At 49.9% G+C, this 13,133-nt stretch carries 13 protein-coding genes; 11 read left to right on the top strand and 2 right to left on the bottom strand.

The genetic code is table 11. From position 1 onward, the window contains the following. Nucleotides 1-38 precede the first annotated feature (38 nt). From ABJO30_13475 to modC, 11 genes are all read left to right on the top strand, one after another. Entirely contained in the window at nt 39-1,223 is a 1,185-nt protein-coding gene (locus ABJO30_13475) for an aromatic ring-hydroxylating dioxygenase subunit alpha (protein ID MEP3233830.1), read from the top strand. Next, complete coding sequence (locus ABJO30_13470) at nt 1,220-1,462, top strand: hypothetical protein (protein ID MEP3233829.1); 243 nt, start codon at nt 1,220-1,222, stop codon at nt 1,460-1,462. The genes ABJO30_13475 and ABJO30_13470 overlap by 4 nt, the downstream gene beginning before the upstream one ends. Before the next feature lie 127 nt (nt 1,463-1,589). Then, the gene (locus tag ABJO30_13465) at nt 1,590-2,216 is read left to right on the top strand and encodes a TetR/AcrR family transcriptional regulator (protein ID MEP3233828.1); all 627 of its coding nucleotides are present in this window, start codon (nt 1,590-1,592) and stop codon (nt 2,214-2,216) included. Nucleotides 2,217-2,230: 14 nt separating this feature from the next. After that, on the top strand, nt 2,231-3,379 hold the full coding sequence (locus tag ABJO30_13460) for an isovaleryl-CoA dehydrogenase (GenBank protein ID MEP3233827.1): 1,149 nt from the start codon (nt 2,231-2,233) through the stop codon (nt 3,377-3,379). 56 nt (nt 3,380-3,435) lie between these two features. Continuing rightward, nucleotides 3,436-4,980 (top strand): carboxyl transferase domain-containing protein, encoded by a 1,545-nt coding sequence (locus tag ABJO30_13455; GenBank protein ID MEP3233826.1) that lies wholly within the window; start codon nt 3,436-3,438, stop codon nt 4,978-4,980. Nucleotides 4,981-4,985: 5 nt separating this feature from the next. Next, entirely contained in the window at nt 4,986-6,947 is a 1,962-nt protein-coding gene (locus ABJO30_13450; protein MEP3233825.1) for an acetyl/propionyl/methylcrotonyl-CoA carboxylase subunit alpha, read from the top strand. After that, nucleotides 6,944-7,810 (top strand): hydroxymethylglutaryl-CoA lyase, encoded by an 867-nt coding sequence (locus ABJO30_13445; protein ID MEP3233824.1) that lies wholly within the window; start codon nt 6,944-6,946, stop codon nt 7,808-7,810. The genes ABJO30_13450 and ABJO30_13445 overlap by 4 nt, the downstream gene beginning before the upstream one ends. Beyond that, complete coding sequence (locus ABJO30_13440; GenBank protein ID MEP3233823.1) at nt 7,803-8,591, top strand: crotonase/enoyl-CoA hydratase family protein; 789 nt, start codon at nt 7,803-7,805, stop codon at nt 8,589-8,591. Before ABJO30_13445 ends, ABJO30_13440 begins: the two co-directional genes overlap by 8 nt. Before the next feature lie 87 nt (nt 8,592-8,678). Next, nucleotides 8,679-9,479, top strand: a complete 801-nt coding sequence (gene modA / locus ABJO30_13435; protein MEP3233822.1) for a molybdate ABC transporter substrate-binding protein — start codon at nt 8,679-8,681, stop codon at nt 9,477-9,479. 18 nt (nt 9,480-9,497) lie between these two features. Continuing rightward, nucleotides 9,498-10,208 (top strand): molybdate ABC transporter permease subunit, encoded by a 711-nt coding sequence (modB, locus tag ABJO30_13430; protein MEP3233821.1) that lies wholly within the window; start codon nt 9,498-9,500, stop codon nt 10,206-10,208. Further along, nucleotides 10,201-11,277, top strand: coding sequence for a molybdenum ABC transporter ATP-binding protein (modC, locus tag ABJO30_13425; protein MEP3233820.1), 1,077 nt, complete (start codon nt 10,201-10,203; stop codon nt 11,275-11,277). The genes modB and modC overlap by 8 nt, the downstream gene beginning before the upstream one ends. A 39-nt stretch (nt 11,278-11,316) precedes the next feature. Here modC and ABJO30_13420 read toward each other — a convergent pair whose 3' ends face one another. Continuing rightward, nucleotides 11,317-12,483, bottom strand: coding sequence for a pyridoxal phosphate-dependent aminotransferase (locus tag ABJO30_13420; protein MEP3233819.1), 1,167 nt, complete (start codon nt 12,481-12,483; stop codon nt 11,317-11,319). 29 nt (nt 12,484-12,512) lie between these two features. Continuing rightward, nucleotides 12,513-13,133: NAD(P)-dependent oxidoreductase (locus ABJO30_13415; GenBank protein MEP3233818.1), on the bottom strand; the 621-nt coding region annotated here is incomplete at its 5' end.

The following is a 13,133-nucleotide window of genomic DNA, read 5'->3' as shown; positions in this document are numbered from 1 at the left end:
GCATGCTTACTCAAATGTTTGTAGTGGGAGCTTGCCTGATGACGATCCATTCAAAGCCGACAACACCATCACCATCCCTTGAAGCCGTTATGCGCCCTGTTGAAACCGCGCGTGGGCTTCCGAATGAACATTATATTGATGACGCCGTTTTCGCGGAAGAGAGCAAAGCCGTTTTATTGAACAACTGGTCTGGCATTGGCTTTGGCAAAGATGTGCCCAATGCAGGTGATGTTAAACCGATCGACTTTCTTGGACAGCCCCTTTTATTAGCCCGCGACCAAGACGGGAGCGTGCGGGTTTTTCAAAATGTTTGCCGTCATCGCGGGATGATTTTGGTGGAAGACGCTAAGAACATCACGGGAGCGATCCGTTGCCCTTATCACTCGTGGTGCTATTCGCTGGCTGGCGAGTTAAAAGCCACACCTCACGTTGGTGGACCGGGCAATAATGCCCATGATGAAATTAGACGCGATGATCTCGGCCTTTTGGAAGTGCGCTCTTATATTTGGCGCGATGTGGTCTTTGTGAATATCTCAGGCGATGCGCCAGAGTTTGAAGAATACGCCAGTGACGTGATGCAGCGCTGGAAAGAGTTCGACCAACCAATTTATCATGGCGGGGCGTCGAGTTCTTTTAAACTGGATGTTAAAACCAACTGGAAACTCGCGGTTGAAAACTACTGCGAGAGTTATCACCTGCCGTGGATCCATCCAGGGTTGAATTCTTATTCTCGTTTGGAAGATCATTATAATATTGAGGAGCCGGGGGCGTATTCAGGGCAGGGCACGCTTGTTTATCAGCAGCTTAAATTGGATGGTTCTGAGACCTTCCCAGATTTTGAAAATCTCTCAGAAAAATGGGATACGAGTGCCGAATATATTTCGTTTTTCCCTAACGTTTTATTCGGCGTTCACCGCGACCATGCTTATGCGATTGTGCTTGAGCCAAAGGCGATTGATCAAACCGTGGAGCATATTGAGCTTTATTACAGCCAACCTCTGGATGAGAGTTATTTGCCTTTGCTTGAAAAGAATGCAGCTTTTTGGAAAGAAGTTTTTGTCGAAGATGTATTCGTGGTTGAGGGTATGCAAAAAGGACGGCGCGGTGGATTGTTTGATGGTGGGAAATTTTCACCAGTGATGGATACTCCAACCCATATATTCCACCATTGGATCGCAAGCCACGTCAATGATTTGCGCGCGCAAAAAGCTGAGCAAGAATGATGGGTGAGGCAGCAGGCAAAAACTGGCTTGATGGTGCGTTGATCGACGCCCATAGCCGCGATGATAAAGAGGCATTGATTGCGCTTTATGAGCAAGCAGGATTTGCTCATGAGAAAACAGGCGATGAAATGGGGGCCTGCTTCTATTTCACCCATGCCTATGTTTTCGCACTGGAGCAGGGCGCGCCACAAGCTGAGCAACTCAAAGCACGGCTTGTGAATTATGGTCGGGATCGGTAGCGATATCACCGATAAAAGCAGTGAAGTCAGCTAGTTTTAGCAAAACGGATATTTGCTAAAATAGTCTTGACCCCAACATCGATGATATATTAAATGAACAAACGTTCATTTAATTGGTATCAAGAATATGGCACGAACTGCTGGTTCATCCGGTGAAAAAACCAACAAAGCAATCACAACGGCTGCGCTAGCGCTTTTTGCTGAGCGCGGTTATGCGGCTGTATCCATGCGTTCGATTGCGCAAGAAGTTGGTATTCAAGTGGGCGCTCTCTACAACCACTTCGCAACTAAGCAAGAGGTGCTTGCGCGGATCATGCTGGACCATATGCAAGAATTGCTGGCCGCATGGGATGATGCTTGTGCGGGCGTCAATTCGCCTATTGAGAAAATTGAGGCCTTTGTCCGATTCCACGTTCGTTATCATATGACACGGCACAATGGTGTTTTCACATCATTCATGGAACTTAGAAGCCTTGAGCCGGAGAATTTCAATAAGGTTGAAGCGCTACGGAAGCGGTATGAATATGATATCCGCGATACTCTTAAGCAGGGTCGGGATCAGGGTGATTTCCTTATCACTGACCCACATGTAAGCGCGATGGCGTTGATTGCTATGCTGACGGGTGTGACGGCTTGGTATAAACCGGCTGGTCGTTTGGATGTAAATGAAATCGAAGAAATTTATCTCGCCTTAGCAATGCGCTCTATTTGCTGCGAGCAAGAAACCCCTGTTTTAACTGAGAAGGCGAGCTGATGTTTAACGCTGGTATGAATTTTGGTCTTGGCGAAGAAATCGATGCGCTGCGCGATATGGTGCAAAAATTTGCAGCAGATGAGATTGCACCGCGCGCGCAAGAAATTGACGAGACCAACGAATTTCCAAGCGACCTTTGGGAGAAGTTTGGCGCCCTTGGTTTGCTCGGCATCACGGTGCCTGAAGAAGATGGCGGTGTGGGCATGGGGTATCTTGCTCATGCAGTGGCGATTGAAGAAATCAGCCGCGCATCTGCTTCCGTTGGTCTTTCTTATGGCGCCCATTCCAACCTTTGTGTGAACCAATTGACCCGCTGGGGCACTTCGGAACAAAAGGCCAAATATTTGCCGAAGCTAATTTCGGGCGAGCATGTTGGCTCACTTGCCATGTCTGAGCCAGGGGCAGGTTCCGATGTGGTTTCGATGCGCTTGAAGGCTGAAAAGCGAAACGACAAATATGTCCTTTCTGGCAACAAAATGTGGATCACAAATGGTCCTGATGCCTCAACCCTCATCGTCTACGCCAAGACAGATATGGATGCGAAATCAAAGGGCATCACGGCCTTCTTGATTGAGAAAGATATGGCTGGTTTCTCGACCGCGCAAAAACTCGACAAGCTTGGTATGCGCGGTTCCAATACTTGTGAGCTAGTGTTTGAAAATTGCGAAGTGCCTTATGAAAATGTCTTGGGCCAAGAAGGTCAGGGCGCTGAGATTTTAATGTCCGGTCTTGATTATGAGCGCGTAGTTTTGGCCGCTGGTCCGCTTGGCATTATGGCAGCAGCGATGGATATTGTTGTGCCTTATGTGCATGAGCGCAAGCAGTTTGACCGTCCAATCGGCACCTTCCAACTAATGCAGGGCAAACTTGCAGATATGTACACCACTATGAATGCGTGCCGTGCTTATGTTTATGCAGTGGCGGCAGCGTGTGACCGTGGCGAGACGACCCGCAAAGATTCCGCTGGCTGTATTTTATATGCGGCTGAAAAAGCAACGCAGGTAGCGCTGGAATCGATACAAGCTCTCGGTGGCAACGGTTACATCAATGACTACGCCACGGGCCGCCTTCTTCGGGATGCGAAGCTTTATGAGATTGGTGCAGGCACAAGCGAAATTCGCCGCATGTTGATTGGCCGTGAAATGTTTGAGGAAACCAAGTGAAACTAACCTCATCTCTCAACCCGCGCTCAGAAGATTTTCAAACCAATAAAGCGCAGATGGAAAGCCTTATCCAAGGCTGTGCTGATTTGTCCGAGCGCATTCAAGAAGGCGGTGGCGAGAAATCGCGCGAACGGCATTTGTCGAGAGGCAAGCTCTTGCCCCGTGATCGTGTGGCTCAACTTTGCGATCCAAATACGCCGTTTTTAGAAGTCGGCCAATTTGCGGCTAACGGCATGTATGACGACCAAGTGCCTGCCGCTGGTGTGGTTGCGGGTGTTGGCAAGGTTTGCGGCGTTGATTGCATGATCGTTGCTAATGATGCGACGGTGAAGGGTGGGACTTATTTCCCCCTCACGGTAAAGAAGCACCTTCGTGCGCAAGAGATCGCCAGCGCCAATAACCTGCCTTGCGTCTATCTCGTTGATAGCGGCGGGGCGAACCTTCCAAATCAAGATGAAGTCTTCCCAGACCGCGATCATTTTGGCCGCATCTTTTTCAATCAAGCGAATATGTCGGCCCAAGGTATTCCGCAAATCGCGGTGGTGATGGGCTCTTGTACGGCGGGTGGCGCTTATGTGCCTGCAATGTCTGATGAAGCGATTATTGTTAAAGAGCAAGGCACGATCTTTTTGGCAGGCCCGCCCTTGGTCAAGGCCGCGACAGGTGAGGTGATTTCTGCCGAAGAATTGGGTGGCGGTGATGTGCATACGCGCCTTTCTGGTGTTGCAGATCATTTGGCAGAAGATGACGCTCATGCCCTCCATTTAGCTCGTCAAGCCGTTGCTAATTTGAACTGGTCGACTGAGAACAAAATTCAATTGATAGACCCTGAATTACCAGCACTCGATCCAGAAGAATTGCTGGGTCTCATCCCCGTTGATAGCCGCAAGCCTTTCGACATTAAAGAAGTGATTGCCCGCGTGGTGGATGGTTCGCGCTTTGATGAATTTAAAGCGCGGTTTGGTGAAACGCTGGTGACAGGCTTTGCTCATATTGACGGCATTCCCGTTGGTATTCTCGCCAATAACGGCGTGTTGTTTGCAGAGAGCGCCGTTAAAGGTGCGCACTTCATTGAGCTTTGTTGTCAACGCAAAATTCCGCTTGTGTTCTTGCAAAATATCACAGGCTTCATGGTCGGCCGTGCAGCAGAAAGCGGCGGCATTGCCCGTCACGGTGCGAAGATGGTGACAGCTGTTTCTAACGCGCAAGTGCCGAAGATTACGATGATTGTCGGCGGTTCGTATGGCGCGGGCAATTACGGCATGGCAGGTCGTGCTTATGATCCGCGTTTCTTGTGGATGTGGCCAAACTCAAAAATCTCCGTCATGGGCGGTGAACAGGCTGCAGGTGTACTGGCTGATGTGCGCCGCGCAGGCATTGAGCGTAAGGGCGGTGAATGGTCTGTTGAAGACGAGAGCGCATTCAAGCAACCGATGATCGATCAGTTCAACGAACAATCCGCAGCGCTCTATTCCTCCGCCCGCCTTTGGGATGACGGCATCATCGACCCACGCAAAACACGTGATGTTTTAGCGCTGAGTTTACGGGTAAGCCTGAATAAAGAAATCGGGGAGACACGCTTTGGCGTGTTTAGAATGTAGAGCCCATGTTCAATAAAATACTCATTGCAAACCGTGGTGAAATTGCTTGTCGTGTCATCGACACCTGCCGCGAGTTGAACGTTAAAACGGTCGCCGTTTTCTCTGATGCAGATAGAGCCTCGCGCCATGTTTCGATGGCTGATGAAGCGGTGCATATTGGTGCCTCTTCGGTGGCTGAAAGTTATCTTGTTGCAAGCCGTATTATTGAAGCGGCGAAGGTGGCAGGCGCGGAGGCTATCCACCCTGGTTTTGGGTTCCTCTCAGAAAACCCTGACTTTGTTGAAGCGGTTGAGGCGGCTGGTCTCACTTTCATTGGACCGTCGGCTCAATCCATTCGTGCGATGGGCTTAAAGGATGCGGCGAAAGTCTTGATGGAAGGGGCCAATGTACCCGTTGTGCCGGGTTATCATGGCGATAACCAAGACGTGGGCTTCCTCGCTAATGAAGCAGAAAAAATTGGCTATCCCGTCCTCATCAAAGCTCGTGCTGGCGGTGGTGGTAAGGGTATGCGGCTTGTTGAGCGCGCTGAAGATTTTGCTGAAGCCTTAGAAAGTGCCGCGCGGGAGGGCCTTGCAAGTTTCGGCGATGGCATGGTGTTGGTTGAAAAATACATCAACGCGCCGCGCCATATTGAGGTGCAGGTATTTGGTGATAGTCACGGCGATGTCGTCCATCTTTATGAGCGTGATTGTTCGCTGCAGCGCCGCCATCAAAAAGTAATTGAAGAAGCCCCAGCCCCTGGCATGACAGACGAGATGCGTGCGGCCATGACCGAGGCTGCTGTAACCGCTGCCAAGGCGATTGATTATGAGGGTGCTGGCACGATTGAGTTTATCGTTGATGGCGCAAAAATGTCAGCGGATGGGTTCTGGTTCATGGAGATGAACACCCGCCTTCAAGTGGAGCATCCTGTGACAGAAGAGGTTACAGGCTTCGATCTGGTTGAATGGCAATTGCGTGTGGCATCTGGTGAACCTTTGCCTGTGAAGCAAGAGCACATCACATTGATGGACCATTCATTTGAAGCGCGGCTTTATGCTGAAGATCCGGCGAATGACTTCTTGCCAGAAACGGGAACACTCACCCATCTTCAATTCCCTGAGAATGCACGTGTTGAAACAGGTGTGCGCGAAGGTGATACGATTACAGCACATTATGACCCGATGATCGCAAAGATTATCACGCATGGCGAAACCCGCGATGAAGCTTTGAAAAACCTTCTTAGCGCGTTGCAAGAAACGCAGGTGATGGGCTGTGTCACCAATGTTGATTTTCTGGCGCAATTGGCAGCGCACGAAGGTTTCGTTCGTGGTGACGTTGATACGGGTTTGATTGCCCGTGATCTTGAGGCGTTGACCAAAGCAGTCGCGCCAACTGTGCTGCATGATGCTATCGCCTGCCTTTGCGTTTTTGGCGCGCTTGAAAGTGAGAACGGGTTGGGCGCTTGGCAGTTATGGGGTGCGCCGTCGCGGCTTGTTGATGTGAACCGCATGGGCGAAACAATCGCGGCGCGTGTCAGTCAACTTAAAGAAGATTGCTTTCAAATTTTATCTGATGACCGTGTTGTCGATATGGAACGAATGGATGACACAGAGGATGGCCGCTTTCGCTTTATGAGCGATGGGCGACAATTTGCAGCTGACATCATCATTGATGAGCAAAGCGCACGCATTGTCATTGATGGCGAAAGTGTCGATTACATCCTTGAGACGTCTTATGATGGTGGCAATGACAATGCTTTTGCCTCCAACCAAATCGTCGCTCCAATGCCCGGTGTTATCACTGCGTGCAATGTGTCGATTGGTGATGCGGTGAAAAGCGGTGACACGCTGCTCGTGATGGAAGCCATGAAAATGGAACACGCACTTGAAGCAACTATTGATGGTGTTGTTGAAAGTGCGGATGCTGCTATTGGCGAGCAGGTTGAAAAAGGTGCTATCTTGATCGTTTTGAGTGAGGGCGAATGACGAATTTCGTCTCTATCTTTGAAGTCGGCCCACGCGATGGCCTGCAAAATGAAAAGACGTTTGTTTCGACACATGACAAAGTCGCGCTCGTTGACCGTCTGTCTGAGGCAGGATTTCAAAAGATTGAAGTGGCAAGTTTTGTGTCCCCTAAATGGGTTCCGCAAATGGCCGATGGTGCTGACGTGATGGCGGGCATCAAACGGTCGCCGTCGGTGACTTATGCAGCGTTGACGCCAAACTTAAAAGGGTATGAAAACGCTCGCGCTGCTAAGGCAGATGAAGTGGCGATTTTTGGCTCGGCGTCTGAGGGCTTTAGCCAGAAGAATATCAATTGCTCTATTGCTGAAAGCTTAGAACGTTTCAAACCATTGATGGAATTAGCTCTGGAAGACGGTGTGCCTGTGCGTGGTTATGTCTCTTGTGTTGTGGAATGCCCTTATGACGGCATGACCAAACCAGAGGCCGTGGCTGATGTGGCAAAGGCGCTGTTTGAGATGGGGTGTTATGAGATTTCACTCGGGGATACGATTGGTAAAGCGCACCCATCCGAAATTGCCGCAATGCTTGATGCGGTGTGCGAATTTGTACCTACAGAAAAACTCGCAGGCCATTATCACGATACGGCCAATCGGGCGCTTGCCAATATAGAGGTGAGCCTTGAAAAGGGTCTTCGAACTTTTGATAGTGCCATTGGTGGTTTGGGCGGTTGTCCTTATGCGCCCGGTGCGAAGGGTAATGTGGAAACGCTTGAAGTTTTTGATCGTTTGACAGAGCTTGGTTTTGAAACGGGGATTGACCGTGATCAATTGATTAAAGCGGGCGCGTTGCTCACCGATATTATGGGAAAGCTCAACCATGACTGATTTTGAAATGATCCGGTTGGATGAAGCGGATAATGGCATTGCGACACTCACCTTAGCGCGGCCTGACAAACATAATGCACTGAACGCACAGATGATTGCGGAACTGACGCAAGCAGCTCACGGGATTGCTGAAAGCGAAACAATTCGCGCGGTGATTTTGACAGGTGAGGGCAAAAGCTTCTGTGCTGGTGGTGATCTGAATTGGATGCGCGAGCAGGCAGAAAAACCAGCGGATGAAAAAGTAACAGAAGGCATGAAGCTTGCCACCATGCTGCGTGCGCTTGATGATTTGCCAAAGCCGTTGATTGCCAAAGTTCAAGGCAATGCTTTTGGTGGCGGTGTCGGCATGATGTGTGTTTCTGACATTGTGATTGCAGCAGATCACATAAAATGGGGTTTGACGGAAACCCGACTTGGCCTTATCCCCGCAACCATTGGACCATATGTTGTGCAGCGTTTGGGTGAAGGTAATGCGCGGCGTTGTTTTATGAATTCCAAGATATTAGGTAGCGAGGCAGGCGAGAAACTTGGCTTGATTTCCGATGTGGTGGAAGCCAACGTGCTGGATGCTGCGGCCTTGTCGGAAGCGAACGCGTTTTTAAGTTGTGCGCCCGGTGCTGTGGCATCAAGCAAAGACCTCGCCAAACATTTGGCCCGTAGCACAGATGACCCGATGAAATATACCGCTGACAGACTTGCTGAGCGCTGGGCCAATGAAGAGTGCGCGGACGGTATTCAGGCCTTCTTCAACAAATCAAAAGCACCTTGGGTCACCGAGTAATCGGTGACAATTCCCCTTTGGTTGAGGGTTTTGCCTTGGGATGTTAACCTGTGTAACATTCGTTCAAAGGGATAGGTTGAGATAGGTTTGAAAGCTCATTTTCTTGCAAGAATGGTACCTTTATTTGTGACCGCGTTCTTGGTCGCAAGCTTTTGGTTGCCTGCCCGCGCTGATGAGAAACCCTTGCTTGTCTTTGCTGCAATCAGCATGAAAGCAGCTTTGGAACCAATTATTGCTGACTATGAGAAAGAAACTGGCCGCAAAGTAACGCTCTCAGCCGCTGGCAGTTCAACGCTCGCCCGCCAAATTGCGGCAGGGGCGCCTGTTGATGTGTTTATTTCGGCAGATGTTGATTGGACAATGTGGCTCAAAACTCAAAACCTAATCGACGCAGAAAGCAGCCGTATTGTTGCTCGAAATCGATTGGCACTGGTTGTTCCCAAAGATGCTCCTGTTAAAGATGGTCAAAAGGTGGTTGGGATTTTAAAAACATGGCTGGCTGAAAAAGATAGCCGCCTTGCCGTTGCTGACCCTGATCATATTCCAGCGGGTCGTTATGCGAGAACGGCTTTGAAGAAACTTGAAAATGGAATTGGGCCTTATAAAGAGGTTGAAAAACGAATGGCAATCACAGGCAATGTTCGCCTTGCTTCAGTGCTTGTTGGGCGTGCAGAAGTGCCGCTTGGCATCGTCTATCGCTCGGAAGCTGTCAATGATCCTGACATTAAGCTTGTTGGCCTTTTTCCCAATAACAGCCATCCAGATATTGTATACCCCGCGGTAAAGTTGCTAAACGGTCGCAGTGATGCTGCCACATTTCTAGATTATCTGGGAAGTTCATCAGCAAAGATGCATTTTGTAAAAGCGGGATTGTTTGTCCCGAAGTAAGGGACTGTCTTGGACGCCATCCTCTCCTATCTCGCCTTATCCGATGTCGAAATTTCGGCGATTTTGTTATCGTTGAAAGTGGCAGGCGTTGCTGTTCTTATTGCTTTGCCCTTGGCATTGTTGGTGGCGTTTTTGCTCGCGCGTTATAAATTTCCTGGGCATACCGCTTTAAATGTTTTGGTATTATTGCCCTTGGTGGTGCCGCCCGTTGTGACGGGTTATATGCTTTTGGTCGCTTTCGGACGGCAAGGATTTATTGGCAAATTCTTGTTTGAAACCTTCGGTTTTTCGTTCGCCTTCCAATGGACAGGTGCTGCGCTGGCTGCTGGTGTTATGGCGTTTCCTCTTATGGTGCGCCCGATCCGGCAAGCTATTGAAGCGGTGAATCGGGATTGGGAAGTGACGGCACGCACCTTGGGAGCTGGCAGGTTGACTGTGTTTTTTACCATTATTTTTCCGCTCGCTCTTCCCGGTCTAATAGGCGCATTGATATTGGGTTTTGCAAAAGCGCTTGGAGAATTTGGGGCGACGATTACTTTTGTCTCTAATATCCCCGAGGAAACGCGAACGTTGCCGCTTGCCATTTATTCCCTGTTGCAATCCCCCAGTGATGAAGCGGGCCTTTGGCGGCTCACCATTTTCAGCATCATCTTGGCGATTGGTGCGGTTGTTTTGTCTGAAGTAATGGCGCAACGCCTGAAACGACTTTCGGGAGAGAGCGATGCTTGACGTTGATATTGCAGGCCAACGCGGTGATTTTAATTATGCGCTTTCCTTTAAAAGTGATGCCAATGTAACGGCTTTATTTGGCGTTTCGGGTGCTGGAAAATCGACATTGATTGATGCCATATCAGGTCATGTGCAGCCCGAAAACGGACGCATAACAGTTGGTGAGAGCGTGTTCTTTGACACGGTCAATCGTAAAAATATCAATGTTCGAAAACGCCGTGTTGGTCACATTTTCCAAGACCCGCGTTTGTTCCCGCATATGAATGTGAAACGCAACCTTACCTATGCGCGTTGGGCTGGGTGGCGAAACAAGAAGGCGGCAAGCTTTGATGATATTGTCGAGATGTTGGGCTTGGGCGATCTGCTAGAGCGAATGCCGGTGAACCTTTCAGGCGGTGAGCGTCAACGGGTGGCGATTGGTCGCGCGCTTCTTTCTGACCCGCGTTTGTTATTGATGGATGAGCCGCTGACAGGTTTGGATCATTGGCGCAAAATGGAAATCATGCCCTATTTTGAACGGATCGCGAATGAAGGCGGTGTGCCGATTGTTTACGTGAGCCACGATCTTGATGAAGTGGTACAGCTTGCTGACCACATGGTGCTTATGGATGAAGGTCGCGTAAAACATCATGGCGCTCTGGCCGATGTTTTGCCGAAAGTTCACGGTCAGTTCGATCAAGGCAAACACGCGCCAAGTGCATTGATTGATGCCCAGTTTGAAACAGTTGATCCGACTTGGGATATGACGTGGTTAAAGATCGGTCGGCAAAATTTTGCCTTACCTGAAAAACTGAAACCACGCGATGAACCGTATCGTGTGCGGATTGATGCAAGTGATGTTGCTATTGCGTTGAAAGAACCTCGTGGGACGAGCTTCCAGAATGTGCTGCATGGTCGTGTCTTGGCGATTGAAAAAATGAGCGCTGCTTTTTCTGACGTGACCCTCAGTATTGATGGTCAGCCAATCATTGCACGGGTGACAAACAAAGCTCACAATGAGCTTTCGCTTAGCGTGGATTTGCCTGTCTTCGTGATGATCAAATCTGTCGCTGTCGAAGGCGCGCGCTAGGTTTCTGTATTTTGATCGACTGCTGTGCGTCTGTGCAATTTACTTGTTCAAGAACTCAGAAATCCGTACCAAGGCTCGCTCGATATTCTCTGTTGAGTTTGCATAAGACACGCGAATATAACCTTCGCCGTGGATGCCGAAATCAGGTCCGCCGATTAAAGCAGTGCCTGTTTCTTCCAGCAAGGCAGAGGCAAGCTCTTTGGCTTTCCAACCTGTCGCTTTGATGTTGGGGAAAGCGTAGAATGCCCCCTTTGGCGTGACGCAGCTGACATTTTCTATGGCGTTTAAACCGTCTGTCACCACTTTGCGCCGTTCATCAAAAGCGGCCATCATTCGGGTTACTTCGTCTTGTGGGCCAGTGAGGGCGGCAAGTCCTGCGTGTTGGGCAGGAGCGTTGACGCAGGACCAGCAATTGACCGCCAGCTTGCGTACTTTGTCATAGAGTTGATCAGGCCAAACAGAATAACCCATGCGCCAGCCTGTCATGGCATATGTCTTTGACCAGCCGTTGAGTAGGATCAAACGGTCGCGGATTTCTGGGTAGGTGAGAAGTGAAACATGCTCCTCGCCGTCATAGGTCATGCGATCATAGATTTCGTCCGACATGATCGCGACGTTTGGAAACTTCTCAAGACCGGCCACCAATTTATCAATCTCTGCTTTTGGCGTCACACCACCGCAAGGATTGGCGGGTGAATTGATGATGACTAAGCGAGTTTTATCTGTAATCAGTGCCAATGTTTCTTCGGCAGAAAACGCAAATTGGTTTTCCTCGCGGATCGGAATGGCAACAGGTGTTGCGCCCGTAAACTCGATCATCGAGCGATAAATGGGGAAGCCTGGATCAGGATAAAGAATTTCCGCACCCGGTTCGCCAAACATGACAATTGCCGCATACATGGTGACCTTGCCACCTGGTAAAATGATCACGTTATCTGGATTGACCTCAGCGCCATAACGCCCTTGCAAATCAGCGGCCACCGCTTCGCGTAGCGGTAGAATGCCATTGGCAGGTGTGTAACCATGATGCCCATCTTTAAGCGCTTTAACGGCGGCTTCCACGATGTGATCAGGGGTTGGGAAGTCAGGTTGGCCAATGCCCAAATTGATGACATCCATCCCTTCGCTTGCAAGCGTTGTTGCGCGTGCCAATACAGCGAAAGCATTCTCTTCGCCAATGCGATCAAAGCCTGAAATGGTTTTCATGTAACGTCCCATAGTGATTGTGTGAGTTTCTAAGAAACTGGTGTTTCTGGTACTGGTGTGATGAAGCTGCCGTTGGTTGTATATGCTTTTACATTATCGACTGTCACCTGCGCCATCAAGCCGCATGTGTGTTTCGACGCTGACGCGACATGCGGTAAAAGTACCACGCGCGGATGGTTCATGAAGTTTGCAGGCACATAGGGTTCATCGGCGAACACGTCGAGACCTGCGCCGAGGATTGTATTGTCGCCAAGCGCTTCACCCAGCGCTTCTTCATCAACGGTGGAACCACGTCCAATGTTGATCAATAAACCATCGGAGCCAAGTGCTTCCAACACCTCAGCATTGACTGCGTTTAACGTGCCAGCACCGCCTGGTACAACGACCATGAGCGTGTCGACGGATTTGGCAAGGCTCAAAAGGCTCGCGTGATAGGGATAATCAACATCGTTCTTTTTCGAACGGTTGTGATATTCAATTGCCATGCCAAAAGCTTCCGCTCTCTTGGCGATTGCCATGCCGATGCGGCCCAGACCATAAATGCCAAGCGTGCGGGTTTGTAGGGATGCTGGAGTGAGCGGGTAAGACCCCTTGGCTCCCCATTTTCCCGCCCGCAAATAACGCTCCGCTTGCGGTAGTTCGCGAACCGT

The sequence above is a fragment of the Hyphomicrobiales bacterium genome, from assembly GCA_039973685.1.
Lineage (GTDB): Bacteria > Pseudomonadota > Alphaproteobacteria > Rhizobiales > JACESI01 > JACESI01.
This window is presented reverse-complemented; position numbering and strand designations above follow the sequence as displayed.

Bases quoted from the DNA above. Each gene is read 5' to 3' on its own strand.
- ABJO30_13450 (MEP3233825.1), top strand. From the start codon at position 4,986: ATGTTCAATAAAATACTCATTGCAAACCGTGGTGAAATTGCTTGTCGT.
- ABJO30_13475 (MEP3233830.1), top strand. From the start codon at position 39: ATGACGATCCATTCAAAGCCGACAACACCATCACCATCCCTTGAAGCC.
- ABJO30_13465 (MEP3233828.1), top strand. From the start codon at position 1,590: ATGGCACGAACTGCTGGTTCATCCGGTGAAAAAACCAACAAAGCAATC.
- ABJO30_13460 (MEP3233827.1), top strand. From the start codon at position 2,231: ATGAATTTTGGTCTTGGCGAAGAAATCGATGCGCTGCGCGATATGGTG.
- ABJO30_13470 (MEP3233829.1), top strand. From the start codon at position 1,220: ATGATGGGTGAGGCAGCAGGCAAAAACTGGCTTGATGGTGCGTTGATC.
- ABJO30_13420 (MEP3233819.1), bottom strand. From the start codon at position 12,483: ATGAAAACCATTTCAGGCTTTGATCGCATTGGCGAAGAGAATGCTTTC.
- ABJO30_13455 (MEP3233826.1), top strand. From the start codon at position 3,436: ATGGAAAGCCTTATCCAAGGCTGTGCTGATTTGTCCGAGCGCATTCAA.
- modC (MEP3233820.1), top strand. From the start codon at position 10,201: ATGCTTGACGTTGATATTGCAGGCCAACGCGGTGATTTTAATTATGCG.
- ABJO30_13440 (MEP3233823.1), top strand. From the start codon at position 7,803: ATGACTGATTTTGAAATGATCCGGTTGGATGAAGCGGATAATGGCATT.
- ABJO30_13445 (MEP3233824.1), top strand. From the start codon at position 6,944: ATGACGAATTTCGTCTCTATCTTTGAAGTCGGCCCACGCGATGGCCTG.